Raw genomic sequence first — 23,643 nt, forward strand, 5'->3', positions numbered from 1 at the left:
GGGGCCGGGTTCACGGACCCGGCTCCTCCGCCGCCGCCAACTCGGCGCACCCGCGGTCGAGGACGCGGCCGAACACCTCGGGGTCGGTCAGCGGGAGCAGGTGCGGCCCCGGGACGTGCACCAGCCGGGCCGGGGTGCCGGCCTCCCGGACGCGGTCCAGGAAGCGCCGCTCCTGGAGCCGGAACAGCGGGTCGCCGAGGCCGTTGGCGAGGATCACCGGAGTGCGGACGCGGGAGATCGTCGACAGCATGTCCGTACGGGAGATCACGGCGATCGCCTCGCCGAACCCGCGCTCCGACAGCCCGCCCGCCATGATCGCCCGATAGCTCTCCGCGGGCAGTCGGCGCCGCAGGGCGGCCCGGTTGAGCCGGAGCGACCACCGTTCGCCGAGCCCGCGCTGGACCAGGGCGGTGGCCCGGTGCGGGAGCAGCAGCGGACCGTCGGTCCTGAGCGTGGCGCCGTGCGCGAACAGGCCCACCGCGCCGCCGTGTTCCGAGGCGCCGTAGGCGAGCGCGGCGAAGCCGCCGAGCGAGCTGCCGGCGACGACCGGACGGCGGCCGGTGGAGCGGCTCGCCTCGGCGACGGCGGCCGCGATCCGCTCGACCGCTCCTTCGAGGGTGAACGGGCGGTCGCCCAGGGCGCCGTGGCCCGGCAGGTCGCAGGCGGTGATCCGGTACCGGTCGGCCAGTCGGCCGGCGACCGGCAGCCACATGTGCGCGGACAGCCGGATGCCGTGCACGAGCACCAGCGGGCGGCCGTCGTCGGGGCCGGCGGTCCAGAGGCCGGGCTCCCGGGTCTGACGGAACATGAGGCACCTTTCCTTCGGGGGAGTGGGGACGGGTTCGGATTCGACCGCTCCGGTCGGTTCGGACGGATTGATCAAACGCTGTGCAAAGGGATTCCGGCCGGATTCGCAATTACCATCGGACACCGGCGTGCCGTCAGGTCGTCGAATCACGAGAGCGTGCGAACCGAAATTCGGGAGAGGGAGCAGCAGCGTGCAGATCGCAGAGAGCGTCGCCCTGGTCGCCGGGGGCACTTCGGGCCTGGGGCTGGCCACAGCCCGGCGGCTGGTGGCGGCCGGCGCCCGGGTGGTCATCGTCGGCCGGCCCGGTGGGCGGGGTCCGCAGGTGGCCCGTGAGCTGGGCGATCGGGCGGTCTTCGCGGCGGCCGACATCACCGGCGAGGCGGAGTTGGCGGGCGCACTCGACGTTGCCGAGGCGCTCGGCCCGCTGCGGGTGGTGGTGAATTGCGCGGGTGCGACGAATGCCGTGAAAATCGTCGGGAAAACCGGCCCCTACCCGCTCGCCGAGTTCCAGCGGATGGTCACGGTCAATCTGGTGGGCGCGTTCAATCTGCTCCGGCTCGCCGCCGACCGGATGTCCCGGAACGCGGAAGTGGACGGGGAGCGCGGGGTCGTCGTCCATACCGCCTCGATCGCGGCATTCGACGGGCAGGTGGGCCAGGCCGGGTACGCCGCGGCCAAGAGCGGACTGGTGGGCCTGACCCTGCCGGCCGCCCGGGACCTCGCGCCGCTGAAGATCCGGGTGGTCACCGTCGCGCCGGGGGTGTTCGACACCCCCATGCTCAGCGCCCTGTCGGCGGAGGCGAAGTCCTCGGTCGGCGACCAGGTCCCGCATCCCGCGCGGCTCGGCGACCCGGACGAGTTCGCGGCCCTGGCGCTGCACATCGTGGCGAACCCGATGCTCAACGGCGAGACCATCCGGATCGACGGCGCCATGCGGATGGGCCCGCGCTGAGCGGGGGGAGCCGTGCCCGGACGCTTCCGGCCGGGCACGGCTCACCGATTCCTCGGAAGGCAGCGCAAACTGACGATCAGTCAGCACCACGCGAGGGCGGCCGCTCATCGGGACGGATCGAAGACGACCTTGCCGAACACCGCGCCGTCCGCCAGGGCCTGGAAGCCCTCCCGGGCCCGGCTCAGCGGCAGCACCCGGTCGACCACCGGGGCCAGCCGGTGCGCGGTGCAGAACGCGGCCAGCTCCACCAACTCCTCGCGGGTGCCCAGGGTGGAGCCGACGATCGTCAGCTGCCGGAAGAAGACGTGCGCCAGGTCGGCGGGCGGCATCGCCCCGGTCGTCGCGCCGCTGACCACCACCCGGCCGCCGGGGCGCACGCTGCGCAGTGAGTGGGCCCAGGTGGCCTCGCCCACCGTCTCCATCACCGCGTCGACCCGGTCGGGCAAGCGGGCTCCGGCCGCGAAGACGCCCTCGGCGCCGAGCCGCAACGCGCGCTCGCGGCGTTCCTCGCTCCGCCCGGTCACCCACATCCGGTAGCCGGCGGCGGAGCCCAGCGCGATCAGCGCCGTCGACACCCCGCCGCCGGCACCCTGCACCAGCACCGTCCCGCCGGGCCGGACCCCGGACCGCTTGAAGAGCATCCGGTACGCGGTCAGCCAGGCACCGGGCAGGCAGGCGGCCTCCTCGAACGACAGGCCCGCCGGCTTGGGAACGAGGTTGCGGCGCGGTACGGCCACCCGCTCGGCGAAGGTGCCGTCGTGCTCGTCGCCGAGCAGGGTCCGGGCCGGGTCGAGCGTCTCGTCCCCGTGGCCGGCGGCGGGGTCGCCGACCACCGGGTGGATGAGGACCTCGTTGCCGTCCTCGTCGACGCCGGCCGCGTCGGAGCCCAGGACGACGGGCAGGTGCCGGGCTCCCGGGCCCACGCCGCGCAGCGTCCACAGGTCGTGCTGGTTGAGCGAGGCGGCGCGGACCGTGACGGTCGTCCAGTCGCCCTCCGCCCGGGGCGCCGGCCAGTCGCCGACGTGCAGCCCGGCCAGCGGGTCGGCCCGGTCGGCGCTCTTGGCGACCACCGCGAGCACGTTACGCCTCGCCGAACGGGTCGAAGTGCCGGAAGCAGGCCGAACCCCAGAGGAAGCCCGCGCCGATCGCGGACATGATCAGCAGGTCGCCGTGGCGCGCCCGGTTCTCGATGGTCTCGTGCAGCACGGTGAACACACTGGCGGCGGCGGTGTTGCCGAACCGCTGGACGGTGGTCGGCACCCGGTCGGCGGAGACCCCGAGGGCCTTGGCGGCCTCGTTGATGATGTTGAGGTTGGCCTGGTGCAGCAGGATGTGCTGGACCTCGTCCAGCTCGACCCCGGCGTGGCGGGCGGTGCGGCGGATGCTCTCCGGGAGCTTCTCGGTGGCCATGTTCCACACGGCCTTGCCGTTCATCTTGAGGTACTGGGAGCGCGCCTCGACGGTCTCCGGGCTGGTGGGCAGCCGCGAGCCGCCGGCGGTGATCTCCACCTCGTAGGAGAGCTCGCCGTCGGTGTCCCAGCCCAGCAGGCCGAACCCGGCCGGTGTGCGGCCGAGCAGGGCGGCGCCCGCGGCGTCGCCGAGGAAGACCCGGGTAGTGCGCTCCTGCGGGTCGGTGCCGCGTGAGCCGGCGTCGGCGCCGATGACCAGGACGTACCGGTGGTTGGTGTTCTGCAGCAGGTGCGCGGCGGTGAGCAGGGCGTAGATGCCGCCGGAGCAGGCCGACTGGGTGAGGTCGAGCGGCATCGCCCGGCGGGCGCCGAGCGCCTCCCCGATGATCATCGCGGTGGAGGGCAGCGGCTGGTCGGGAGTGAAGGTGGCGACCACGATGGCGTCCAGCTCCGAGGCCTCGACCCCGGCCCGGGCGAGCGCCTGGCGGCCGGCCTCGATGGCCATGTCGGAGGTGACGCGGCCCTCCTCCAGGAAGCGCCGTTCCCGGATGCCGGTGCGGGAGGTGATCCACTCGTCGGAGGTGTCCAGGGTGCGGGTGAGGTCCTCGTTGGTGACCACGGTCCGGGGCACGTGCAGGCCGGTGCCGAGGATGCCGACCGGGTGGGTCAGTCCGGTCCGTGTGGCCACCGGCGCTGTGGATTCCAGAAGGTTCATGTCGGGTTCCCCGTTTTCTGTGGGATGGGAGGCCGGGGACGGGGCGCCGCGAAGGGTGGCCGCGGCGCGCCCGGGACCGTCGTGGTCGACGATGGTCCGTGACGGGCTTCGTCCCCGAGGCAGTGGCGTCGGGCAGGTGCGGACCGCCGGCAGGAATGCGTCGGCGGCGTGCGGGCAGGGTGGTCGACCACGGTCCGGAGGACCCTGGGTCCTGCCGCGCGGCGCCGAACGAGCCTCCCGGACCGGGTCGCTTCAGGGGTGTGGAAGCCCGCTGACCCGCGGTGCGGTGAAGGCACTGGTGACGATAGCCGCCCGACCGCGCGCCGCGCACCCTCGGCCCTCGTGCTGTGCAACCGCGGATTCTGCGGCAGTTGCACGGCGACGGCCTCGGTGGCGCTCCCTCAGGCCCGGCCGTCGAGCCGGTCGGCGAACTCCGCCCAGGTCTCGGCGCAGGCCCTGGCGGCCTGGCTGACCAGCGGGAGGGAGTGGCCGGGGACGGCGTTCATCAGCTCCCGCCAGTACTGCGGGGGCAGCGAGGTGGCGCTGAGCAGGCGTAGCAGGAGACGGCCGTTCTCCGCATACTTGAGCGAGGGGTCCTTCGCCAGCAGGGCGAGCAGCGCTCCCTGGTCGCGGGCCGGCTCGGCGGCCGGCGGCTGTTCCGTGGGCGGCCGCTGCTCCGCGATCGGCCGCTGCTCCGCGATCGGCGGGTGTTCGCGCCCGGGCTCCCGCTCGGCCTCCCGTTCGACCCAGCCGGCGGGCCTGCGGTGCGCGTGCCGTTCGGCCGCGGACGGCGCTGACGGACGATCAGCACCGCTGCTCCGGCGGGTGTTTCCGGCCATCGACGGGGGCACCGGATCCTCGCCGCGGTCGATCCGGGCGCGGACGTCCCGGACGGTGCCGGGGGAGATGCCGGCCAGCTCCGCGATCTGCCGCAGTGAGGCGGTGGGCATCTCGGCGATCAACCGACCGGCGAGCACCCGCCCCCGGGCGCTGCTCAGCGGGCGGGTCCGCCCGTCCCGGCCCAGCCGTACGGCCGGCTGGTCGGCCTCGTCGAGCGTGACCCGGCGGATCTCCCGCACCGTCCTGGCGGACAGGCCGGTCGTCTCGGCGATCGCCCGGTCCGCCCAGGTCCCGTGCGAGCGGATGATGCGGGAGGCCGCGGCCGCGCGGTCGCTCAGGGACAGCGGCAGGCCGTGCGCCGTGTTCTCGCGCACGGCGAGCAGGAAGGCCTCGCACGCGGTCCCCTCGAAGAAGCGCACCCGGATCAGTTCCTCGCCGCGCGCGACGGTCGCGCGCAGGCGGTGCATGCCGTCCACCACGCGCATCGAGCCGCGGTGCACGGTGATCGGCGGCAGTACCGCCCCGGACTGGGCGAGCAGTTGGGTGTGGTGCGGGTCCTCGCCGGCGCTGCGCGGTGAGTCGGCGGGCAGCAGTGCGCCCACCGGTACGAGTTCCACGGCGGAGAGCCCGGGCCGGCCGTCCCCGCCGGACTGCTCCCCCCCGCTCCCCTCTGCGCGAGAAGACCTGGCGGATTCCTGCTGTCGGACCTTCACCGATCCCCCTTGATTCTGGTGCGTCGCCGCCCAATGGTAGTCAGCGGGCAGGTCATTTCAAGGGTTCCGGATGCCCGGTCCGACGGGGCCTCAGAAACCGGCCGAAGAACGTGATTCGGGTTATCAGGGATGCGTAAACGGAGGCGGCAGTTCCTTGACGGCCACCCGGGCCGGGCCTAGTGTGGGTCGAGTCGATCCGTTCTGGAAAGCTCCACCGCCCGGCAGCATCGCGCCCGACCTGCAGGTTCTTCTTCACTGCCGGGACGGGGCGGCGGGCCTCGAACCCCGACAGCGATGCCCGGGGAGAGTCACGGCATCCGCACAGCGGGCAATCGGCCGCCGTGTCGCGAGATTTTCGTCAGTGCCTTATTCGGCATATCCAGATCGCCGGGACCGAGCCTCCGCGGCAATCAGCAAGCCACTCATGGGGGATGTCAGAAATGCCCGAGACGGTACGCGTTCTCACGGCCGCTCAGCGAAAGCTCTATCTGCACGGAAAAGTTCATCCCCGCGACACCTCGTACGATCTGACGTTCGCCTTCCGTATGACCGGGGACATCGACTCCGAGCGCCTGCGCGGAGCGGTCGAGGCGTTCCTCAACGCCAACGTCGCGTTCAACACGGTGTTCGCGGAGCGCGACGGCGAGGTCAGGGCGGTGTACGACCCGGAGCGCCGCTACCGGGTACCGCTCACCCGCTGCGCGGGCGACGCCACCGAGCGCGTCCGGGAGCGGATGTCGGGGGAGGCCCGCCGGCAGATCCCCGTCGACCGCTGGCCGCTGTACGACTACACGCTGGTCGAGGACGACCACGCCACCTTCCTGACCATCCGGATGTCGCACCTGATCTGCGACGCCTTCGCCTTCTACAACGTCGGCCCGGAGATCGAGCGCCTCTACCGGGACCCCTCCGCGCGGCCGGCCGGCGCCGAGCTCAGCCCGCTGGACTTCCCGGACGGCGACGCCCGGGACCCCGCCGCGAAGGAGTTCTTCGGCTCGATGCTGGGCGGCCTCTCCGCGCTCGCGCTGGAGGAGCTGGAGGCCGGCCGCAACGGCGAGGGGATCCTGGAGGGCTCGCACCTGTGGCTGCCGCTGGACGCGGAGCTGAACGCCGCGATCGACAAGACGGTCGCCGAGCTCGGGGTGCGCAAGTTCAGCTTCTTCCTCGGTGTGCACCTGCTGCTGCTCGGCACCCTGAGCGCGAGCCGCACCGTCACCACGGCCATCCCGCTGGGCAACCGCCGCAGGGACGAGCGCCGGCGCCTCGCGTACGGCTACTTCGTCAACACCCTGCCGCTCGCGGTGGACCTCGACGCCTACGCCACCTTCGGCGACCTGTGCCGGGACGTCGAGGAGCGGATGGGCTCGATGATCCGGTACGAGGACTTCGACCTGACGGCGCACGCCGACGAGGTCATCCCCGCGGTCCGGGCCGGACGCCACACACCGAGCAGCTCCTTCACCTACTACCGCCAGGCACTCGCCTTCCGGATCGCCGACTGGACGGCCGAGAGCCTCGAACTGCACCGCCGCGACCTGGTCTACCCGCTCGTCGCCCGGGTCGAGGACCTCGGCGACGGCTACGGCTACCACCTCGCGCACACCGACGCCCTGGCGGCCGGCGACCCGCCGGCCACCCTGCTGACCCTGCTGGACTCGGTGGCCGTCGGCCGGGACGTCGACCTCGCCGAGGTGCGCGGCGTCTCCCCGGACCGCGCCCGGGCCATCGACGCCCTGGTCAACCGGCACCTCCCGGTCCCGACCGCGCCCTCCGTCCAGGCCGTCTTCGAGCAGCGGGCCGCCCGGTACCCGGACCGCACCGCGGTCGAGTACGGCACCGAGCGGCTGAGCTACCGCGAACTGGACGAGCGGGCCAACCGGATCGCCCGCCGGCTGCGGGCGACCGTGCCCGCCGACCACGTGGCCGTCGCGATGGACCGCGGCTGCGACCTGATCGCGGTGCTGCTCGGCGTGCTGAAGGCCGGCAAGGCGTACGTGCCGCTCGACCCGGCGGCGCCCGAGGCCCGGGTGCGCCACATCATCGGCCGGTTCGCGGAGCTGCCGCTGATCTGCGGACCGGACGTCTTCGCCGGGATCGGCCACGACGCGCGCCTGCCGCTGGACGAACTGCTCGGCGCCGCCGCGGACCTGCCCGGCACGCCGCTCCCGGTGCGGGACCTGCGGCAGCGCCCCGCCTACGTGATCTTCACCTCCGGGTCGACCGGCAAGCCCAAGGGCGTCCAGGTCACCCACGCCAACGTGCTGCGGCTGTTCGGCGCCGCCGACCGGGAGTTCCGCTTCACGGCCGACGACACCTGGTGCCTCTTCCACTCCTACGCCTTCGACTTCGCGGTCTGGGAGATGTACGGCGCGCTGCTCTACGGCGGCCGCCTGGTCGTCCCGTCCGAGGCCGAGCGGAAGTCGCCCGACCGGTTCGCCGACTTCCTCGCCGAGACCGGCGTCACGGTGCTCAACCAGACGCCCTCGGCCTTCCGCCGGCTCAGCGGGGCGCTGGACGAGCGCCACGTGGACCGGATCCGGGTCCGCTACGTGGTCTTCGGCGGCGAGGCGCTGCAGTTCGACTGCCTGGCGCGCTGGGTCGAGCTGCTGGGCCCGCGGGCGGAGCTGGTGAACATGTACGGCATCACCGAGACCACCGTCCATGTGACGTCCTACCGGGTGACGCCCGAGGACATCGCCGAGCGCCGTCCCAGCATCATCGGCAAGCCGCTCGCGGACCTGGCGGTGCGGGTGGTCGACCACCACCTGGCGCCGGTCCCGGTCGGCGTCCCCGGCGAGATCCTGGTGTCCGGCGCCGGGGTGTCGCTGGGCTACCTGGGACAGCCGGAGCTCACCGCCGAGCGCTTCGTCGAACTCCCCGGAGAGCAGGGCCGGTTCTACCGCTCGGGCGACCTCGGCCGGGTGCTCGCCGACGGCAACCTGGTCTACCTGGGCCGGATGGACCAGCAGGTCCAGCTGCGCGGGTACCGGATCGAGCTGGGCGAGGTCGAGACCGCGCTGCGCGCGGTGCCCGGCATCACCGACTGCGCCGTCCTGCTGGACGAGCGGGCGGCGGAGCCGCAGCTGGTCGGGTTCGTGGTGCGCCGCCCGGAGGCGGACGACCAGCGGATCCGCGCGGCGATGAAGGACCTGCTGCCGGGCTACATGCTGCCCGCGCGCTACACCGAGGTGGCGGCGCTGCCGCTGACCGTCAACGGCAAGGTCGACGCGGCCGCGCTGCCGTGGTCCGAGCCCGAGCCGGACACCCGGCTGTCCTTCGCCGAGGCGGACGGCGCGGCGACCCCGGCGGTCGTCCGGGTCGCCCGGGTCTGGCGGGAGGTCCTCGGCTTCTCCGAATTCACCGCCGACGACCGGTTCTTCGACATCGGCGGCAGCTCGGTACAGGTGCTCCAGGTGCACCGCCGACTCGCCCAGGACGTGCCCGGCCTGGAGATGATCGACCTGTTCATGCACACGACCGTGCGTGAACTGGCCACCCACCTGGACCTGTTGACCCTCGCCGCCGGTGGTGCGGCATGACCAAGGAGCGTAGCAACGACATGACTGCCGCCAATCCCGCGGAGCCCGTGGCCATCGTCGGCATGGCGGTGCGCCTGCCCGGTGCGCGCACGGTGGACGAGTTCTGGCAGAACCTGGTGGACGGCGTCAGCGCCGTGCGCGGGTTCACCGACGAGGAGATGGCCGCGGCCGGCGTCGACGAGCGGCTGCGGGCCCAGCCGGGCTACGTGGCCCGGGGCGTCCCGCTGGAGGACGTCGACCGCTTCGACGCGGACTTCTTCGGCTACACCCCGCAGGAGGCGCGGGTGACCGACCCGCAGCACCGCGTCTTCCTGGAGACCTGCTGGCGCGCCCTGGAGGACGCCGGGACGGTGCCGCGCGCCGGCGACGCCGCGATCGGGGTGTTCGCCTCCTCCAGCATGAGCACCTACCTGCTCAACAACATCCTGCGCGACGAGCAGGAGGGCGCGCCGACCGAGCTCAGCTACCCGGTGCTGATCGGCAACGACAAGGACTTCCTGGCCACCCGGGTCTCCTACAAGCTGGGGCTCACCGGTCCCAGCCAGACCGTGCAGTCCGCCTGCTCCAGCTCGCTGGTGGCGCTGCACCAGGCGGCGGCCGCGCTGCGCGGCGGCGAGTGCGACGTCGCGCTGGCCGGCGGGGTGAGCATCACCGTGCCGCAGCACTCCGGCTACCTGCACAAGGAGGGCGGCATCGCGTCCCCCGACGGCGACTGCCGGCCGTTCGACGCGGCGGCGGGCGGCACCGTGCGGGGCAACGGGGCCGGCGTGGTCGTGCTCAAGCGGCTCGCGGACGCCCTCGCCGACCGGGACCGGATCTACGCGGTGGTCCGCGGCAGTGCCGTGACCAACGACGGCTCCGACAAGATCGGCTTCACCGCGCCCGGCGTGCGCGGCCAGGCCCGCGCCGTCACCGCCGCACTGGCCGCGGCCGGCACTTCGGCGGACGAGATCGGCTACGTCGAGGCGCACGGCACCGGCACCGCGATCGGCGACCCGATCGAGATCCGGGCGCTGTCGATGGCGCACGAGCACGCCACCCGGGAGTGCGCCCTGGGCAGCGTCAAGGCCAACCTCGGGCACCTGGACGCGGCCGCGGGCATCGTGGGCCTGATCAAGACCGCGCTGGTGCTGCACCACCAGACGGTGCCTCCGCAGATCAACTTCGCCGCGGTCAACCCGCTGATCCCGCTGGAGCGTTCGCGCTACGTGGTGCACACCGACAAGCACCTGCCGGCCGAGCCGATCACGGCCGCCGCGGTCAGCTCCTTCGGGCTCGGCGGCACCAACGGGCACTGCGTCCTGGGCCGCCACGTCGCGGCGGAGCGCCGCCGGGAGCCGGCGGGGGAGCCGTACCTGCTGCTGCTGTCCGCGCGCGGCCCCGAGGCGCTGGTCCGGCAGGCCGAGCGGCTGCGCGGCCACCTGGAGCAGGCGCGGCCGCGCCTGGACGACCTCGCCCTCACGCTCGGCACCGGCCGCACCCACTGGACGGAGCGCCTGGCGCTGGTCGCCGGGTCCCTGGACGAGGCGCTGGCCGGACTGGACGCGTTCCTGGCCGGCGGCGGGCGGGCCGGGGACCACCCGGCGGCCCGGGACTTCGTGGCGGGCGGCAGCGTCGCGCCGGAGCTGCTCGGCGACCTCGGCTCGGCGGTGAAGACCGTCCTGCCCGGCTACCCGCTCGAACCGCGCAGCCACTGGATCGAGCCGGCGCTCCGCGAGGCCGCCGCCCCGGTCCCGGCCCCGGCCGCGACGCCGGCCGCGCCGGGGGCCGCCGCCGGGGAGCTGCTGGCGGAGGTCGTCGCCGTGCTGCAGCAGCTGCTGGGCATCGACGGGATCGGCCCCGACGACGACTTCTTCGACCTCGGCGGCGACTCGCTCACCGCGGTCGACGCGGCGAGCCTGCTGTCGCAGCGCTACCACGTGGAGGTCGACTTCGAGGCGTTCGCGGACCGCCGCACCCCCGGTGGGATCGCCGAGTACCTGACGGAGCTGGTCCACGGCACGGCCGAGTACTCCGCCACGGTCCGGGTGCGCGAGGGCGAGGGCCCGCACCTGTTCCTGATCTACCCGGCGGGCGGCACCAACTTCTGCTACTTCCGGCTGGCCGAGCACCTGGACTTCGACGGCCCGCTGACCGCGTTCGCCTACCCCCGTGAGCTCGGCGACGGACCGGTCACCATCCGGCAGCTGGCCGCGCTGTACATCGAGCGGATGCGGGCGGTGCAGCCGCACGGGCCGTACCGGCTCGCGGGCTACTCCTTCGGCGGCAACCTCGCCTTCGAGGTCGCCCTGCAGCTGCAGCGGGCCGGCGAGGGGGTCTCCGGGCTGTACCTGTTCGACGCGCACCCGCCGGAGGCGTACGTCGGCGAGTCGCTGACCGAGCAGGAGTTCCTGGTCGCGCTGCCGCAGATGATCGCCTCGGTGATGCCGGACGCCGGCATCCGGCGCGACGCCGCTCCGCCGCGCAGCATGGCCGAGGTGGCCGAGGTGCTCAGGACCCGCCCGGACTGGCTGCCCGCCGGGGAGGAAGAGTTCCTGCGGTTCGTGCGGATCTGGCGCCGCAACCACGAGGCCCTCAAGGGGTACTACCCGGACGGGAAGGTCAGCGGACCGGTGGTGGTCTTCGACGCCGAGCAGCCGCACCCGGAGGAGGAGGTGGCGGTGCTGCGGATCAAGCTGCTGAGCAAGGACTACTGGCGCTCCCACGTCGACGGCGAGATGTCGGTCGTCCCGGTGCCCGGCAACCACTACACCATGTTCACCGACCTGGCGCTGGTGCCGAGGCTGGCCGCCGCCTTCCAGGCGGTACTGGACGGGCGCGGCGCCTGAGGCCGGCGCGGCGGGGTGCGTGCGCGGCGGTGCGCGCACCCCGCCGCAGCCCGGCGCACCCCGCCGCAGCCCGGCGCGCCGCGGACGAGGTGGCCCGGCGCGGCGCAGTCATGATAGAACGGTCCGACTCGTTCTTTTCTGATACCGGCCACGTCCGTCGCCGCAAGTCACTTCCGACGCCAGGGGATTGAGAAGCAGTGGGTACCAAGCGCACGCTGACACGCGTGGACGGCGCGTCCGGGGCGGCCATGCGGGACCTGGAGGCCCGTCGGCGGATCCTGTCCGTCACCCACCAGATGCTCGTCGCCCAGGGCTACGCCAAGCTGACGATCGGCGGGGTGGCCGCCAACGCCGGGGTCGGCAAGGCGACGATCTACCGCACCTGGCCCAACAAGCCGTCCCTGGTGCTGGACGCCCTGCGCGACTCCTTCCCCGAGGTGCCGACGGCCGACCTGGGCGACAGCCGGGCGGAGATGCTCGCCGCGGCCAACACGCTGGCCAGGCTGTTCGGCCTGCGTGAGGTCCGTGCGGTGCTGCCCGGTCTGATCGCCGACACGGCGGCGAGCTCCGAGTTCGAGAACGTGCTGCGGGACAACCTGGTCGGCGAGCGCAAGAACCGCTCGACGCAGGCCCTGGAGCGGGCGATCGAGCGCGGCGACCTGCCGCCGGACACGGACGTCTCGCTGGTGCTCGACAGCTGGGCGGGCGTGATGCTGTTCCGCTGCCTGTTCTTCGACGAGACCTTCTCCGAGGCGGACGTCGAGCGCCTGGTCGACGGCACGCTGAACTCGCCCTACCTGCGCTCCGAGTGACACCCGGGCCGCGCCGTGCGGCACGGCGCGGCCCGTTCCTCGAACCCTCCTAGCCGCGCTCGACCGCGCGCTTGAGCCGTTCCAGCGTGGTGCGCATGCCCTGGCGGTTGATCCGCGCCCGGTCGATCGGGCGGGTGGCGGTGAAGACCAGCCCGAGCAGCTCGGTGAGCCGGGCGCCGGGTCCCTTCCGCAGGTCCTGCCAGTACTCGGTGACCGTCGTGCCGCCGTCCGGGGCCGGCTCGAAGCGGTACCCCCAACTCGCCACCGGCAGCCCGAAAATGCCGACCCGGAAGGCGAACTCCCGGCCCTCCTCGGCCCGGGTGACCCGGCAGGTGGTGAACCACACCGCCACGCCGCGCCGATTGAACCCGACGAACGGCGAGCCCGCGGCGGCCGGCCCGCGCCGGGCCAGTACCGCCTTGCACTCCGGGCTCCACTCACCCATCCGGCGGATGTCGCTGACGGCCCGGTAGACCACTTCGGGGCGGGCCCCGATCAGCATGCTTTCCTCGACCGACCACTGTCGGTTCACACAAACCTCCCTGACATGCGGGTTGTTGACGGGGGGACAGGCAGACTCTACCGTAGGACGAGACGGATCGTTCTGGAGGAATCGGCCTCGCGGTCCGAACGGCGCGGTGTTCCCGCGGCCCGCCCGGACCGGAGCGTCCGGAGGCCCCCCGCGCAGGGAGTCCACGGTTGTCCGGCACAGTCCTGCCGCGGCCGGAATCGACGAAAAATGCGACGAAGAACAGGAGTGACGCGATGCTGAGTTACGGTTCCTACATCGCGGGGCAGGACCGCCCTGGCACCGACTGGGTGTACACCCTGCGGTCCTCCGCGATGGTGCGCGACTTCTTCGGGTCGCTGGCGCTCAAGCGCGGCCTGGAGAAGGGCCGGATCGCCCCGGCCGACGCCCCCGAGCAGGTCGTGGGCCGCTGCTCCCTCGCCGACGGGCACGACCTGGACGCCGCCCTGGTCGCCGCCTCGACGGCGGCCCGCGAGTGGCGGGCCTTCCCGCTGGCCGCCCGGATGCGGTTGGTCGAGGAGTTCCGCGCCCTGGTCGTGGAGCACTTCGACGAGATCGTCGACCTGATGGTCGCCGAGGGCCACCCGCGCACGCTGGCCCGCTGGGAGCTGACCGGCTGGCTGGCCAACACCGGCGAGGAGACCCGGGAGTGGTGCCGGGGCCAGATGGAGCACCAGGCCGTCATCGGGCCCCGTCGGATGACCGTCCGACGGGTCGCGGACGGCGTGGTCTGCCTCAACCCGCCGCAGAACGCCTCGGTGGCCAACTCGATGCTCGGGGTCTGGGCGCTGGCCGCCGGCAACGCCCTGGTGGTCCGGGCGCCGGTGAGCGCGCCGCTCGGCGTGCTGCACGCGCTGCACCGGCTGGTGGTCCCCGCGCTGGAGCGCGTCGGCGCGCCGGCCGGGGTGCTGAACGCGGTCTGCGCCGACGCCCGGCAGACCCTGCAGCACTGGCTGGACAGCCCGCTGGTCGACGACATCATGTACTTCGGCGGCAGCGAGAAGGGCGTCGCGTTCGGCGCCGAGTGCGTGGCCCGCGGCAAGAAGCCGGTGCTGGAACTGGCCGGCAACGACACCGCCGTGGTCTGGCACGACGCCGACCCCGACCTGGCGGCCGAGGCACTCGCCGAGGCCTTCTACGGCTCCGGCCAGATCTGCATGGTGCCCAACCGCGCGGTGGTCCACCCGCGGATCGCCGACCGGCTGATCGAACGGCTGCGCGCCCGGGTGGCCGAGATCCGGCCCGGCTTCCCCGAGGACGAGGGAGTGCTGCTCTCGCCGGTGCTGCGCGCCGACTCCTTCTTCGAGGTGCTGGAGCAGGCCGTCGCCGGCGGCGCCCGACTGCTGTGCGGCGGCGAGCGGGTGGACGTCGACGGCAGGCCCGACCCGATCGGGCTCTTCCTGGAGCCCACCCTGCTCCGGGTGGACGGGCTGAAGGCGGCGGACGACCTGGACGCCGTCCGGCACGAGACCTTCTTCCCGCTGCTGCCGGTGGTCGTCCCCGAGGACGCCCCGGACGACGAACTGCTGGAGTCCGTCATCGAGTTCACCAACGCCAACGCCTACGGGCTGCGCAACTCGCTCTGGGCCCGGGACGCGCGGGTGGTGGACCGGTTCGTCGCCGGCGTCACCAACGGAGGCCTGATCAAGGTGAACGACTCGCACATCGGCTTCCTGCCGCTGCTGCCCACCCACGGCGGCAACGGCCTGACCGGCGGACCCGGCGGCGAGGCCAACTTCCCGATCCTGCGCACCTCGCGCCTGCAGGGCGTCAGCGTGGCCGACGGGATCCGGCCGGTCGAGGCCGCGTTCGAGGCGCTCGTCCCGGCACGGGAGGCGGCCGAATGATCCGCTCGATGGAGCTGGCCCGCGAGGCCTGCGACACGTTCCTGCCCGGACTGCGCGACGCACTCGCCGACGTCCCGCTGGAGGTCCTGGAGTCGGCCGAGAGCCCCGGCCTGGACGCCTTCCGCCGGGCCGGCGGCCCGGGCCTGCTGGTGCCGACCGCCTACAGCGGCGGCGGCGCCGGCCCGCTCGAGGCGGTCCGGGCGACCCGGGCGATCGGGGCGCTGTCGCCCTCGCTCGCGGTGGCCGCGACCATGCACAACTTCTCGGTGGCCAGCCTGGTCGCGCTGCTCGGTTCGGCCGACGCGACCGGCCTGGAGTGGCTGCTGATCGAGGGCATCGCCCGGGACCGGCTGCTGGTGGCCTCCGGCTTCGCCGAGGGGCGCGCCGGACAGGGCATCCTCAGCGCGACCATGACGGCCCGTCAGGTCAAGGCCGGCTACCTGGTCACCGGCGCCAAAAAGCCGTGCAGCCTGTCCCGGTCGATGGACCTGCTCACCGCGAGCGTGGCGGTCCCGCTGCCGGACGGCGGCACCGAACTGGGCGTCGCGCTGATCCCGGCCACCTCGCCCGGGATCACCCGGCACCCGTTCTGGGCCAGCGGCTTCCTGGCCGGGGCCGAGAGCGACGAGGTCCGGCTGGTGGACGTCGAGGTGGCACCCGAGCTGATGCTCAAGCCCAAGCAGGAACTGGGCGGCGGACTCGACACCCTGCAGACCGTCGGCTTCGTCTGGTTCGAGCTGCTGGTGACCGCGGCCTACACCGGCGCGGTCGCCCGGCTGGTCGAGCGGGCGCTGGACGAGGGCCGGGGCAGCACCACCGACCGGGCCGCACTGGCCACCAAGCTGGAGGCCGCCATCGCGGTGGTGGAGAACCAGGCCCGGGCCGCCGAGTCCGGCGAGGTCGGCCACGACGAGCTGGCCGCCGTGCTCACCGCCCGCTACGCCGCCCAGGACCTGCTGGTGGAGGCCGCCGACCGGGCCGCCGAACTGCTCGGCGGCATGGCCTACATCGGCTCCTCGGAGGTCGGCTACCTGCTCGCGGTCAGCCGGGCCCTGGCCTTCCACCCGCCCTCCCGGTCCAGCAGCGCCCAGGCCCTGCTGGACCACCACGCGGGACAGCCGCTGCTGCTGTCCTGACCCAGATCGGCACGTGCGCCCGGTCGGCGCATCCCCCGTCGACCGGCCGGGCGCACGTCGCCACCCCACCGACCCCAGGAAGGACCCGGGCAGTGACCCAGGCGCTCGAAACCACGGCACCGGCCCCGCACGACCCGGCCGGCATCGCCGCGCTCTACCGGGCCCACCTCAGCCGGGGGCGCGGCAAGCTCGGCGAGATGTTCGGCGGCCAGGTCGAGGCGTCCTCCTCCGGCTCCGTGGTCCGCACCTCGGACGGCCGCGAGTACCTCAACTGCGGCGGCTACGGCGTCTTCCTGGCCGGCGCCTGCCACCCGAAGGTGGTCGCCGCCGTCGAGCACCAGCTGCGCACCCACCCGCTGTCCACCCGGCTGCTGCTGGAGCCCTCCGCCGCCCACGCCGCCGCCGCCCTGGCCCGGGTCGCGCCGCCCGGCCTGGAGCGGGTGCACTTCTGCGGCTCCGGCGCCGAGGCGGTGGAGACCGGCATCAAGCTGGCCCGCAGCGCCGGCCACCGGCGGCTGGTCTCCATGGTCGACGGCTTCCACGGCAAGACGCTCGGCGCGCTCTCCGCCACCGCCAAGCCGCTCTACCAGGACCCGTTCCGGCCGCTGCTGCCGGACACCGCGCACGTCCCGTACGGCGACATCGACGCGCTGGCCGCGGCCCTCGGCCCGGACGCCTCCGACGCCTGCGTGATCCTCGAACCCGTGCAGGGCGAGGCGGGCGTGGTGATCCCGCCGGACGGCTACCTCAAGCAGGTCGAGCGGTTGTGCCGCCGGACCGGCGCCTTCCTCGTCCTGGACGAGGTGATGACCGGGCTGGGCCGGCTCGGCACCATGTGGGGCGCCGACCGCGAGCAGGTCGTGCCCGACGTCCTGCTGGTCGGCAAGGCGCTCAGCGGCGGCGTCGTCCCGGTCGCGGCGGCCATCGCCACCCCCGCGGCCTTCGCCGCCTTCGACCGCGACCCCTTCCTGCACACCTCGACCTTCTCCGCCGCGCCGATCGCCATGGCCGCCGCCCGCGCCGCGGTCGAACTGATCGAGGAGGAGGACCTGGTCGGCCGCTCGCACGCGCTCGGCGGCCGGCTGCTCACCATGCTGACCCGGGTGCTCGGCGAGCACTGCCCGCACCTGGTCGCCGACATCCGCGGCCGCGGGCTGCTGATCGGCGTCGAGTTCCACGACGCCGGCCTGGTGGGGGAGTTCATCCTCGAACTGCTGGACCGGGGGGTGGTGGTCAACCACTCCCTGAACGCCCACGCGGTGGCCCGCTTCACCCCGCCCGCCGTGCTGGAGGAGCACGAGCTGGAGCGGCTGGAGGCCGCCGTCACCGCCGCCGCCCGCGCGCTCGCCGCCCGGCTCCCCGCCCCGTCCCGCCCCTCCGCGTAGTACTCCTCCCCGAGAAGTGAAGGTGACGACCCATGAGAACCGTGGACCTGGACGTCCGCTACGACAGCGTGGCACCCGACGACGCGTACGCCCGGATCGGTGACTTCGCCCGCTACCCCTCGCTCGTCGAGGCCGTCCGGCAGGTGACCGTCCACCCCGGGCCGCGGACCGAACCGCTGCACAGCGACTGGGAGGTGGACTTCCGCAACGGCGTGCTCAGCTGGTCGGAGGCCGACACCTTCGACGACGAGCGGCGGCTGATCTCCTTCGAGCAGACCACCGGCGACTTCGACACCTTCACCGGCCAGTGGCAGGTGCGGGAGGAGGGCGAGGGCTGCGCGGTCCGCTTCAGCGCGGAGTTCGACTTCGGACTGCCCAGCCTGGCCGGCATCATCGACCCGGTGGCCGAACGGGTGCTGCGGGAGAACATCCTGGGCATCCTGGAGGGCCTGCTCGGCGCCGGACCGGCCCGGACGGAGGCCTGATGGACGCCGCCAACCGCTTCGAGTCGCGGGTCACCTACCGCCTGCTGCGCGCGGAGTACCTCACCGGCCTGCTGATCTGCGCCGGGCTGCTGATCTACCACTTCGACGAGGTGCGCTGGCTGCCCGCCCTCGCGCTGTTCGGCTACATCGACGTCATCGGGTACCTGCCCGGGGCGCTCGCCCACCACCGGGCCAAGGGCGGACGGATCCACCGCGCCTACTACGTGCTGTACAACACCATGCACAGCGCCCTCACCGCCGGCGCGGTCGCCGCGCTCTGGGCGTGGCTGGTCGGGCCGGAGTGGGCCCTGCTCGCCATCCCGCTCCACCTCTGCGGCGACCGCGGGCTGCTCGGCAACTTCCTCAAGCCGTTCAGCGTGCCGTTCGAGCCCTCCCCGCACCCGGCCTTCGTCGACTTCGACGAGCAACTCGCCGGCGGTTCCCCGACGTTCGCCCGGCCGGCCGGGTCGAAGGAGCGGGTGTGACCACCCCGGCCGTTCCCCGGGCCGACGCCGCCGAGACCCTGCGCCGCCACGCCGACCACCCCAGCGGCTTCCTCGCCCTGAACTCCGGCACCCGGCACCACCACGGCGGCGACGACCGGGGCCTCATCGCCTACACGCTCCGGGGCCGGCACGCCATTCAGTTCGGCGGCCCGTTCGCGCCGCCGGCACACCGTGCGGCGCTGCTCGCCGAGTTCCGCGCGGCCGTCCCGGCCCGGCTGACCGTCGCCCAACTCCGCGCCCCGGACATCCCGTTGTACGCCGGACAGGGCTTCGCCGTGAACCAGATCGGCAGCACCTACGCGATCGACCTGGCCGCCTTCACCACCCGCGGCCGGGCACTCGCCAAGGTCCGGCAGAACACCGCCCGCGCCCGCCGGGAGGGCGTGACCGTCACCGAGCTGGCCCAGGGCGAGGGCGAGGACCCGGAGCTGTCCGCCATCGACGCCGCCTGGCTGCGCGACAAGGGGCGGCACGTCAAGGAACTGCGGTTCCTGATCGGCGAACGGGGCGGCCCCGGAGCGTCCTGGCGGCGCACCTTCGTCGCCCGGCGCGAGGGGCGGACCATCGGGTACATCAGCTACTCCCCGGCGTACGGGGCCCGCCCCGGCTGGCTCTACGACCTCACCCGGCGCCGCCCCGACAGCCCGGTGGGCACGGTGGAGCTGATCAATCTCACCGCGCTCACCCGGTTCCAGTCCGAGGGCGCCGGCTGGCTGCACCTCGGCCTCACCCCGTTCGCGGGCCTCGCGGCCGAGCACGACCCGCCGGCGGCCAGCCGCACCCTGGCCCGCGTCGTCGGCCTGCTGGCGGAGCACGGCCGGGCGGTCTACCCGGCGCGCAGCCAGGAGGCCTTCAAGCTCAAGTGGGACCCGCAGGTGATCGAACCGGAGTACGCGGCCTTCGAGGGCGGCGTCTCGCCCACCGCGGTGTGGAACCTGATGCGGGCCACCCGAGCGATCTGACGAATCGTCAACCATCGATCTTCACGCTGACCTGGAGCCACCATGACCATCGGCACGACCCCGGACCTCCCCGCGGAGGTCGACCTCAGGTCCGCCCCCGGCGTCCTCGAAGGCGCCCGCGACCTCGAACTCACCCCCGAACAGTGCGACCTGCCGTACTGGTTCGACCACGTCGCCGGCGGCATGCTGCGCCAGCTGCGCGACGGCACCGTCCCCGACCCCGGGCCGACCCCCGCGGTGCTCACCCCCGGGCCGCTGCGCGACGCCCTGGTCGCGGAGTTCGCCTTCCGCCACCTCGCCGAGTCCAAGGCGACCAGGGCACTGACCCAGCTGGTCTTCCACGCCCCCGACGAGAGCTGCCTGGAGTTCTTCTCCACCCAGCTCATCGACGAGGCCCGGCACTCCCGCGCCTTCCGCGACCACCTGCTGCGCCTCGGCGTGCCGGCCGGCGAACTCGCCGCCACCGTCCAGCGGGTGGCCGGAGCGGACGGCGCGGCCGTGCTCGACCCGCTGGAGGAGTTCGGCCTCGGCGTGCTCCGCGACAACGCGGACTTCTACGGCGGTGTCCTGGTGCTCACCGTGCTGGTGGAGGGCGTGCTCGCCCCGGCGGCGGAGCTGAGCGAACGCAAGTGGCGCTGCTTCGACCCGGCCGCCGCGCTGATCGAACGGGCCGCCAACGTCGACGAGATCCGCCACCTGACCGTGGGCAGCGCGGTGATCCGCCGACTGCTGACCGAGCAGCCCGGGCAGCGCCGGCGGCTGCTCGACGTGATCGGCCGCGGCTACGAGCTGTGGCAGCGGCTGCCGATGCAGGAGATGCTGATGCGCCGCGAGACGCTCTTCCAGCGGGGGATGGAGGAGCACGCGGCCCTGGCCGCCGGATACCAGGTCTGGCCGGACCGGCTGCTGCTGGACACCACCCCGCAGGAGCGGCTGGCCACCGCCGAACGCTGGTCGCACGAGACCCAGCAGTCCCGGCTGGAGCACATGCTGCTCGGGGCCGCCGGATGACCACGGTCGAGCGGCTGACGGTCCCGGTCCCCGGCCGGCCCGCCACGCTGGCCGCGACCGTCACCGTGCCCGACCGGGCGCCGAGCGCGGTGGCCGTGCTGTGGCCCGCGCTCGGCGTCAGGGCCGCCCACTACGAGGCGTTCTGCGCCGAACTCGCCCGCGCCGGCTTCGGCGTGGTCTGCGCCGACCTGCGCGGGCAGGGCGCGAGCGGGCCCCGGGCCGACCGCTCGGCCCGGCACGGCTACCACGAACTCGCCACCCTGGACTGGCCCGCCGTGCTGGGCGCCGCCCGCACCCGGTTCGGGGCACTGCCGGTCTACTCGGTCGGCCACAGCCTCGGCGGGCAGGTCTCGCTGCTGCACGCGGCGGCCGACCCGGAGGCGGTCGCCGGTGTGGCCCTGGTCGCGACGGGCTCGGTCGACCACCGCGGCTTCCCCGGCCTGCACGGCCCGCGGGTCCTGGCCGCCACCCACCTCACCGCGGCGGTGGCCACCGCCGTCGGCCACTGGCCGGGGGACCGGCTGGGCTTCGCCGGGCGCCAGTCGGCCGTCCTGATGCGCGACTGGGCCCGGATCTGCCGCACCGGCCGGTTCGAGCCCGCCGGGGCCGACCGGGACTACGAGACCCTGCTGGCGGAGCTCACCCTGCCGGTCCTGGCCCTCTCGGTGGCGGGCGACGACCTGGCCCCGCTGCCGGCCGTGGACCGGCTCTGCGCGAAGATCCCGTCCGCCCGGCTGGACCGGGACCACCACGCCGGCGACGCGGGCCGGCGGCCGGACCACTTCCGCTGGGTCCGCGACTCCGGGGCGATCGCGGACCGGATCCGCGCCTGGGCCGACACCCACCGCTGAGCCCACCGCCGAGCCCACCGCTGAGCCCACCGCCGAGCCCATCGCCGAGCCCGCGGAGGGCCGGCCCCACGAGAGGAGACCCATGCGCGCATCGGCCATCTGGCGCCGGCCCAAGGCCTGGCTCACCGCCGTCGCCGGCGCACTGCTCGCGATCATCTGCACGTCCGCCTACCTCGGGGCGAGCATCGACCCGCAGGGCCGGCTGCACGGCCTGCCGGTCGGCATCGTCAACGCCGACACCGGCGCCCTCGCGGGCGGCGAGCGGGTGGACTTCGGCGGGGCCGTCCGGGACGGCGTCCTCCAGCAGCGCGCGACCCAGGACCGGATCGCCTGGCAGGACCTCGGCACCCGGGAACAGGCGCTCGACCGGCTCGCGGACGACGACGTCTACGCCGTCCTGGTGATCCCGCCGGAGTTCAGCCGCGCGGCCCTCGGCCTGCTGGCGTCCGACGGGCCCGCCGAGCGCCCCGTGCTGACCGTCCTCACCAACCCGGGCGCCGGCGGCCTGGCCGCCTCGCTGTCCCAGAACGCCGCCACCGCCGCCGCCGCGGACGCCTCCGCCGAGCTCGGCCGGCGCCTGGCGGTCCGGGCCGGCGCCCCGGACCCGGCCCTGCGCCTGCTGCTCGCCGACCCCGTCCTGGTGAGCGCCGTCCCCGGCCACCCCGTCCCCGCCAAGTCCGGCGGCGGCACCCTGCCCCTCTACTACACGATCATGCTGCTGCTGGCCGGCCTGTTGCCCGCCATCATGGTCACCACCGGCCTGGACGTCGCCCTCGGCTTCCTGCCGATGGAGGTGGGCCCCAAGCGGGTGCTGCAGCTGATCGCCCCGATCAGCCGGACCCAGACCCTGCTCGCCAAGACCGGCATCGGGGCCGGGGCCGCGGTGCTCAGCGGTACCGCGGTCCTCGCCACGGCGACCCTCCTGCTCGACATGCCGGCCTCGCACCCGTTGCAGCTCTGGCTGCTCTCGATCGGCACCACGATCACCATCGCCACGTTCACGCTCTGCCTGGTCGCGGCGCTCGGCACCCCGGGTCAGCTGCTCGCCCTGCTGCTGGTCACCCTGTTCGGCGCGCCCACCTCGGGCGGCGCGATGCCCGTCGAGGCCATGCCGCCGGCACTCGCCGCCCTCGGGTCGGTCCTCCCGGCCCGGCACGTCGTGGACGGGGTACGGGCGCTGCTGTTCTTCGACGCCCGCGGCGCGGCCGGCCTCACCTCGGCCTGGGTGACCCTCGGGTGCTACCTGCTGCTCGCCCTGGCCGTCGGCTTCGGCGCCAGCCGGCGCTACGACCGGCGCGGCCACGCCCGCGTGCACCGGCACGAACTCGCCCGCACCCCCGCGCAGGCCCCCGTACCCGCGGCGGGCTGAGCCCCGCGGCCGCCGGGGGAGCGCGGCTCAGGGGCGTATCGCGACGGCCCCGTAGCAGGAGGCCTCGGCGTCCGTGACGGGCTCGGCCTCGTCCTCGGGCGTCGGGTGCCAGCGCTGGGTGGCGACGACACCCGGCGCCATGAGGTTCCAGCCGGTGAAGAACTCGCCGAACTCGCCCCGGGTCAGGGCCGCGACCGCGGTGCCGGCGGCGGTGTAGACCTGGATCAGCCGCTCGGTCTCCTCGGCCGCGAAGTCCTGGGTGAGGTGGCTGATCACCAGCGCCGAGCCGCCGGGCAGCTGCTCCTTGAGGCCCTCGGTGATCCGGTGGGCCTCGGACGGGACGAAGTGCAGCAGGGCGTTCATGCTGAGCGCTATCGGCCGGGTGAAGTCCAGGACCTCCCGGGCCGAGTCCAGCAGCGCCCCGGGCTCGCGCACATCCGCCTGGACGTAGGCGGTGACGCCCTGCTCGGTGCCGCGCAGCAGGGCCTGCGCGTGGAGGAGCACGATCGGGTCGTTGTCGGCGTACACGACCTTGGCGTCCGGGGAGACCGACTGCGCGACCTCGTGCAGGTTCGGCGAGGTCGGGATGCCGGTGCCGATGTCGAGGAACTGCCGGATGCCGGCCTCGGCGAGCAGCCGCGTCGAGCGGCGCATGAAGGCGCGGTTGGCGCGGGCGGCGGAGCGGGCGTAGGGGAAGACCGCCAGCGCCCGGCCGGCGGCCTCCCGGTCGGCGGGGAAGTTGGTCGTTCCGCCGAGGTAGTAGTCGTACATCCGCGCCGAATGCGCCAGATGGATGTCGAGGTTGACCTCCACGTCGTCGCTCCGGGCCGTGCCGTCGGTCATGCGCTCCCCCTGCCAGGTCGTCGGAGCACCCCCGCGCGGGGCGTCGACGGTGCCACAAGTGTCGAGCAGGATAACCGAATCGGGTCGCGCAGCGGTTCGCTCC

19 protein-coding genes are annotated in these 23,643 nt (G+C 73.9%); 13 read left to right on the plus strand and 6 right to left on the minus strand.

Annotation, left to right across the window (positions count from 1 at the left end; translation table 11 throughout):
• Positions 1-10 precede the first annotated feature (10 nt).
• Positions 11-808: an alpha/beta hydrolase gene (locus tag ABZW10_RS12530; protein ID WP_355363263.1), complete on the minus strand. Its 798-nt coding sequence runs from the start codon at positions 806-808 to the stop codon at positions 11-13.
• A gap of 190 nt (positions 809-998) precedes the next feature.
• Here ABZW10_RS12530 and ABZW10_RS12535 point away from each other — a divergent pair, with 190 nt between their 5' ends.
• On the plus strand, positions 999-1,760 hold the full coding sequence (locus ABZW10_RS12535) for an SDR family NAD(P)-dependent oxidoreductase (protein WP_355363265.1): 762 nt from the start codon (positions 999-1,001) through the stop codon (positions 1,758-1,760).
• 104 nt (positions 1,761-1,864) lie between these two features.
• Here the strand turns inward: ABZW10_RS12535 and ABZW10_RS12540 are convergent, their stop codons facing one another.
• From ABZW10_RS12540 to ABZW10_RS12550, 3 genes are all read right to left on the minus strand, one after another.
• Positions 1,865-2,830: a zinc-binding dehydrogenase gene (locus ABZW10_RS12540; protein ID WP_355363267.1), complete on the minus strand. Its 966-nt coding sequence runs from the start codon at positions 2,828-2,830 to the stop codon at positions 1,865-1,867.
• Between the two features lie 10 nt (positions 2,831-2,840).
• Positions 2,841-3,884 (minus strand): beta-ketoacyl-ACP synthase 3, encoded by a 1,044-nt coding sequence (locus ABZW10_RS12545; protein WP_355363269.1) that lies wholly within the window; start codon positions 3,882-3,884, stop codon positions 2,841-2,843.
• A gap of 401 nt (positions 3,885-4,285) precedes the next feature.
• Positions 4,286-5,341 carry a ParB N-terminal domain-containing protein gene (locus tag ABZW10_RS12550; protein WP_355363271.1) on the minus strand — a complete coding sequence of 352 codons (1,056 nt, stop codon included), beginning with the start codon at positions 5,339-5,341 and terminating at the stop codon, positions 4,286-4,288.
• Positions 5,342-5,877: 536 nt separating this feature from the next.
• Here ABZW10_RS12550 and ABZW10_RS12555 point away from each other — a divergent pair.
• From ABZW10_RS12555 to ABZW10_RS12565, 3 genes are all read left to right on the plus strand, one after another.
• A complete protein-coding gene (locus ABZW10_RS12555; RefSeq protein ID WP_355363273.1) occupies positions 5,878-8,976 on the plus strand; it encodes an amino acid adenylation domain-containing protein in 3,099 nt (1,032 codons plus the stop codon).
• Positions 8,973-11,804, plus strand: coding sequence for a beta-ketoacyl synthase N-terminal-like domain-containing protein (locus tag ABZW10_RS12560; RefSeq protein ID WP_355363275.1), 2,832 nt, complete (start codon positions 8,973-8,975; stop codon positions 11,802-11,804). The genes ABZW10_RS12555 and ABZW10_RS12560 overlap by 4 nt, the downstream gene beginning before the upstream one ends.
• 224 nt (positions 11,805-12,028) lie before the next feature.
• Positions 12,029-12,616, plus strand: coding sequence for a TetR/AcrR family transcriptional regulator (locus ABZW10_RS12565; protein WP_355363277.1), 588 nt, complete (start codon positions 12,029-12,031; stop codon positions 12,614-12,616).
• Between the two features lie 49 nt (positions 12,617-12,665).
• Here the strand turns inward: ABZW10_RS12565 and ABZW10_RS12570 are convergent, their stop codons facing one another.
• On the minus strand, positions 12,666-13,148 hold the full coding sequence (locus ABZW10_RS12570; RefSeq protein WP_355363279.1) for an SRPBCC family protein: 483 nt from the start codon (positions 13,146-13,148) through the stop codon (positions 12,666-12,668).
• A gap of 233 nt (positions 13,149-13,381) precedes the next feature.
• Between ABZW10_RS12570 and ABZW10_RS12575 the strand changes: the two genes are divergently transcribed.
• The 9 genes from ABZW10_RS12575 to ABZW10_RS12615 all read left to right on the plus strand — a co-directional run bounded on the left by ABZW10_RS12575 (position 13,382) and on the right by ABZW10_RS12615 (position 22,697).
• Positions 13,382-14,992, plus strand: coding sequence for an aldehyde dehydrogenase family protein (locus ABZW10_RS12575; protein ID WP_355363281.1), 1,611 nt, complete (start codon positions 13,382-13,384; stop codon positions 14,990-14,992).
• Positions 14,989-16,128, plus strand: a complete 1,140-nt coding sequence (locus ABZW10_RS12580; RefSeq protein WP_355363283.1) for an acyl-CoA dehydrogenase family protein — start codon at positions 14,989-14,991, stop codon at positions 16,126-16,128. Before ABZW10_RS12575 ends, ABZW10_RS12580 begins: the two co-directional genes overlap by 4 nt.
• A 197-nt stretch (positions 16,129-16,325) precedes the next feature.
• Complete coding sequence (locus ABZW10_RS12585) at positions 16,326-17,513, plus strand: aminotransferase class III-fold pyridoxal phosphate-dependent enzyme (protein WP_355363316.1); 1,188 nt, start codon at positions 16,326-16,328, stop codon at positions 17,511-17,513.
• Between the two features lie 32 nt (positions 17,514-17,545).
• Positions 17,546-17,998 (plus strand): SRPBCC family protein, encoded by a 453-nt coding sequence (locus ABZW10_RS12590; RefSeq protein ID WP_355363285.1) that lies wholly within the window; start codon positions 17,546-17,548, stop codon positions 17,996-17,998.
• Positions 17,998-18,483: a hypothetical protein gene (locus ABZW10_RS12595; protein WP_355363287.1), complete on the plus strand. Its 486-nt coding sequence runs from the start codon at positions 17,998-18,000 to the stop codon at positions 18,481-18,483. Before ABZW10_RS12590 ends, ABZW10_RS12595 begins: the two co-directional genes overlap by 1 nt.
• Positions 18,480-19,466 (plus strand): DUF2156 domain-containing protein, encoded by a 987-nt coding sequence (locus tag ABZW10_RS12600; protein WP_355363289.1) that lies wholly within the window; start codon positions 18,480-18,482, stop codon positions 19,464-19,466. Before ABZW10_RS12595 ends, ABZW10_RS12600 begins: the two co-directional genes overlap by 4 nt.
• A gap of 42 nt (positions 19,467-19,508) precedes the next feature.
• On the plus strand, positions 19,509-20,477 hold the full coding sequence (locus tag ABZW10_RS12605; RefSeq protein ID WP_355363291.1) for a VlmB-like protein: 969 nt from the start codon (positions 19,509-19,511) through the stop codon (positions 20,475-20,477).
• A complete protein-coding gene (locus ABZW10_RS12610; protein WP_355363293.1) occupies positions 20,474-21,328 on the plus strand; it encodes an alpha/beta fold hydrolase in 855 nt (284 codons plus the stop codon). Before ABZW10_RS12605 ends, ABZW10_RS12610 begins: the two co-directional genes overlap by 4 nt.
• Positions 21,329-21,410: 82 nt before the next feature.
• Positions 21,411-22,697 carry an ABC transporter permease gene (locus tag ABZW10_RS12615; RefSeq protein ID WP_355363295.1) on the plus strand — a complete coding sequence of 429 codons (1,287 nt, stop codon included), beginning with the start codon at positions 21,411-21,413 and terminating at the stop codon, positions 22,695-22,697.
• A 27-nt stretch (positions 22,698-22,724) separates the two neighbouring features.
• On the opposite strand, the gene ABZW10_RS12620 is transcribed toward ABZW10_RS12615, so the two are convergent.
• Positions 22,725-23,540: an SAM-dependent methyltransferase gene (locus ABZW10_RS12620; RefSeq protein WP_355363297.1), complete on the minus strand. Its 816-nt coding sequence runs from the start codon at positions 23,538-23,540 to the stop codon at positions 22,725-22,727.
• Positions 23,541-23,643 lie beyond the last annotated feature (103 nt).

Origin of the sequence: Kitasatospora sp. NPDC004723, assembly GCF_040609255.1 — a bacterium.
Taxonomy (GTDB): Bacteria; Actinomycetota; Actinomycetes; order Streptomycetales; family Streptomycetaceae; genus Kitasatospora.

What these genes read in the sequence shown, in the direction of transcription:
- ABZW10_RS12530 (WP_355363263.1), bottom strand. Translation starts at nt 808, where the DNA reads ATGTTCCGTCAGACCCGGGAGCCCGGCCTCTGGACCGCCGGCCCCGAC.
- ABZW10_RS12545 (WP_355363269.1), bottom strand. Translation starts at nt 3,884, where the DNA reads ATGAACCTTCTGGAATCCACAGCGCCGGTGGCCACACGGACCGGACTG.
- ABZW10_RS12555 (WP_355363273.1), top strand. Translation starts at nt 5,878, where the DNA reads ATGCCCGAGACGGTACGCGTTCTCACGGCCGCTCAGCGAAAGCTCTAT.
- ABZW10_RS12560 (WP_355363275.1), top strand. Translation starts at nt 8,973, where the DNA reads ATGACCAAGGAGCGTAGCAACGACATGACTGCCGCCAATCCCGCGGAG.
- ABZW10_RS12575 (WP_355363281.1), top strand. Translation starts at nt 13,382, where the DNA reads ATGCTGAGTTACGGTTCCTACATCGCGGGGCAGGACCGCCCTGGCACC.
- ABZW10_RS12580 (WP_355363283.1), top strand. Translation starts at nt 14,989, where the DNA reads ATGATCCGCTCGATGGAGCTGGCCCGCGAGGCCTGCGACACGTTCCTG.
- ABZW10_RS12585 (WP_355363316.1), top strand. Translation starts at nt 16,326, where the DNA reads ATGTTCGGCGGCCAGGTCGAGGCGTCCTCCTCCGGCTCCGTGGTCCGC.
- ABZW10_RS12590 (WP_355363285.1), top strand. Translation starts at nt 17,546, where the DNA reads ATGAGAACCGTGGACCTGGACGTCCGCTACGACAGCGTGGCACCCGAC.
- ABZW10_RS12595 (WP_355363287.1), top strand. Translation starts at nt 17,998, where the DNA reads ATGGACGCCGCCAACCGCTTCGAGTCGCGGGTCACCTACCGCCTGCTG.
- ABZW10_RS12605 (WP_355363291.1), top strand. Translation starts at nt 19,509, where the DNA reads ATGACCATCGGCACGACCCCGGACCTCCCCGCGGAGGTCGACCTCAGG.
- ABZW10_RS12610 (WP_355363293.1), top strand. Translation starts at nt 20,474, where the DNA reads ATGACCACGGTCGAGCGGCTGACGGTCCCGGTCCCCGGCCGGCCCGCC.
- ABZW10_RS12615 (WP_355363295.1), top strand. Translation starts at nt 21,411, where the DNA reads ATGCGCGCATCGGCCATCTGGCGCCGGCCCAAGGCCTGGCTCACCGCC.
- ABZW10_RS12620 (WP_355363297.1), bottom strand. Translation starts at nt 23,540, where the DNA reads ATGACCGACGGCACGGCCCGGAGCGACGACGTGGAGGTCAACCTCGAC.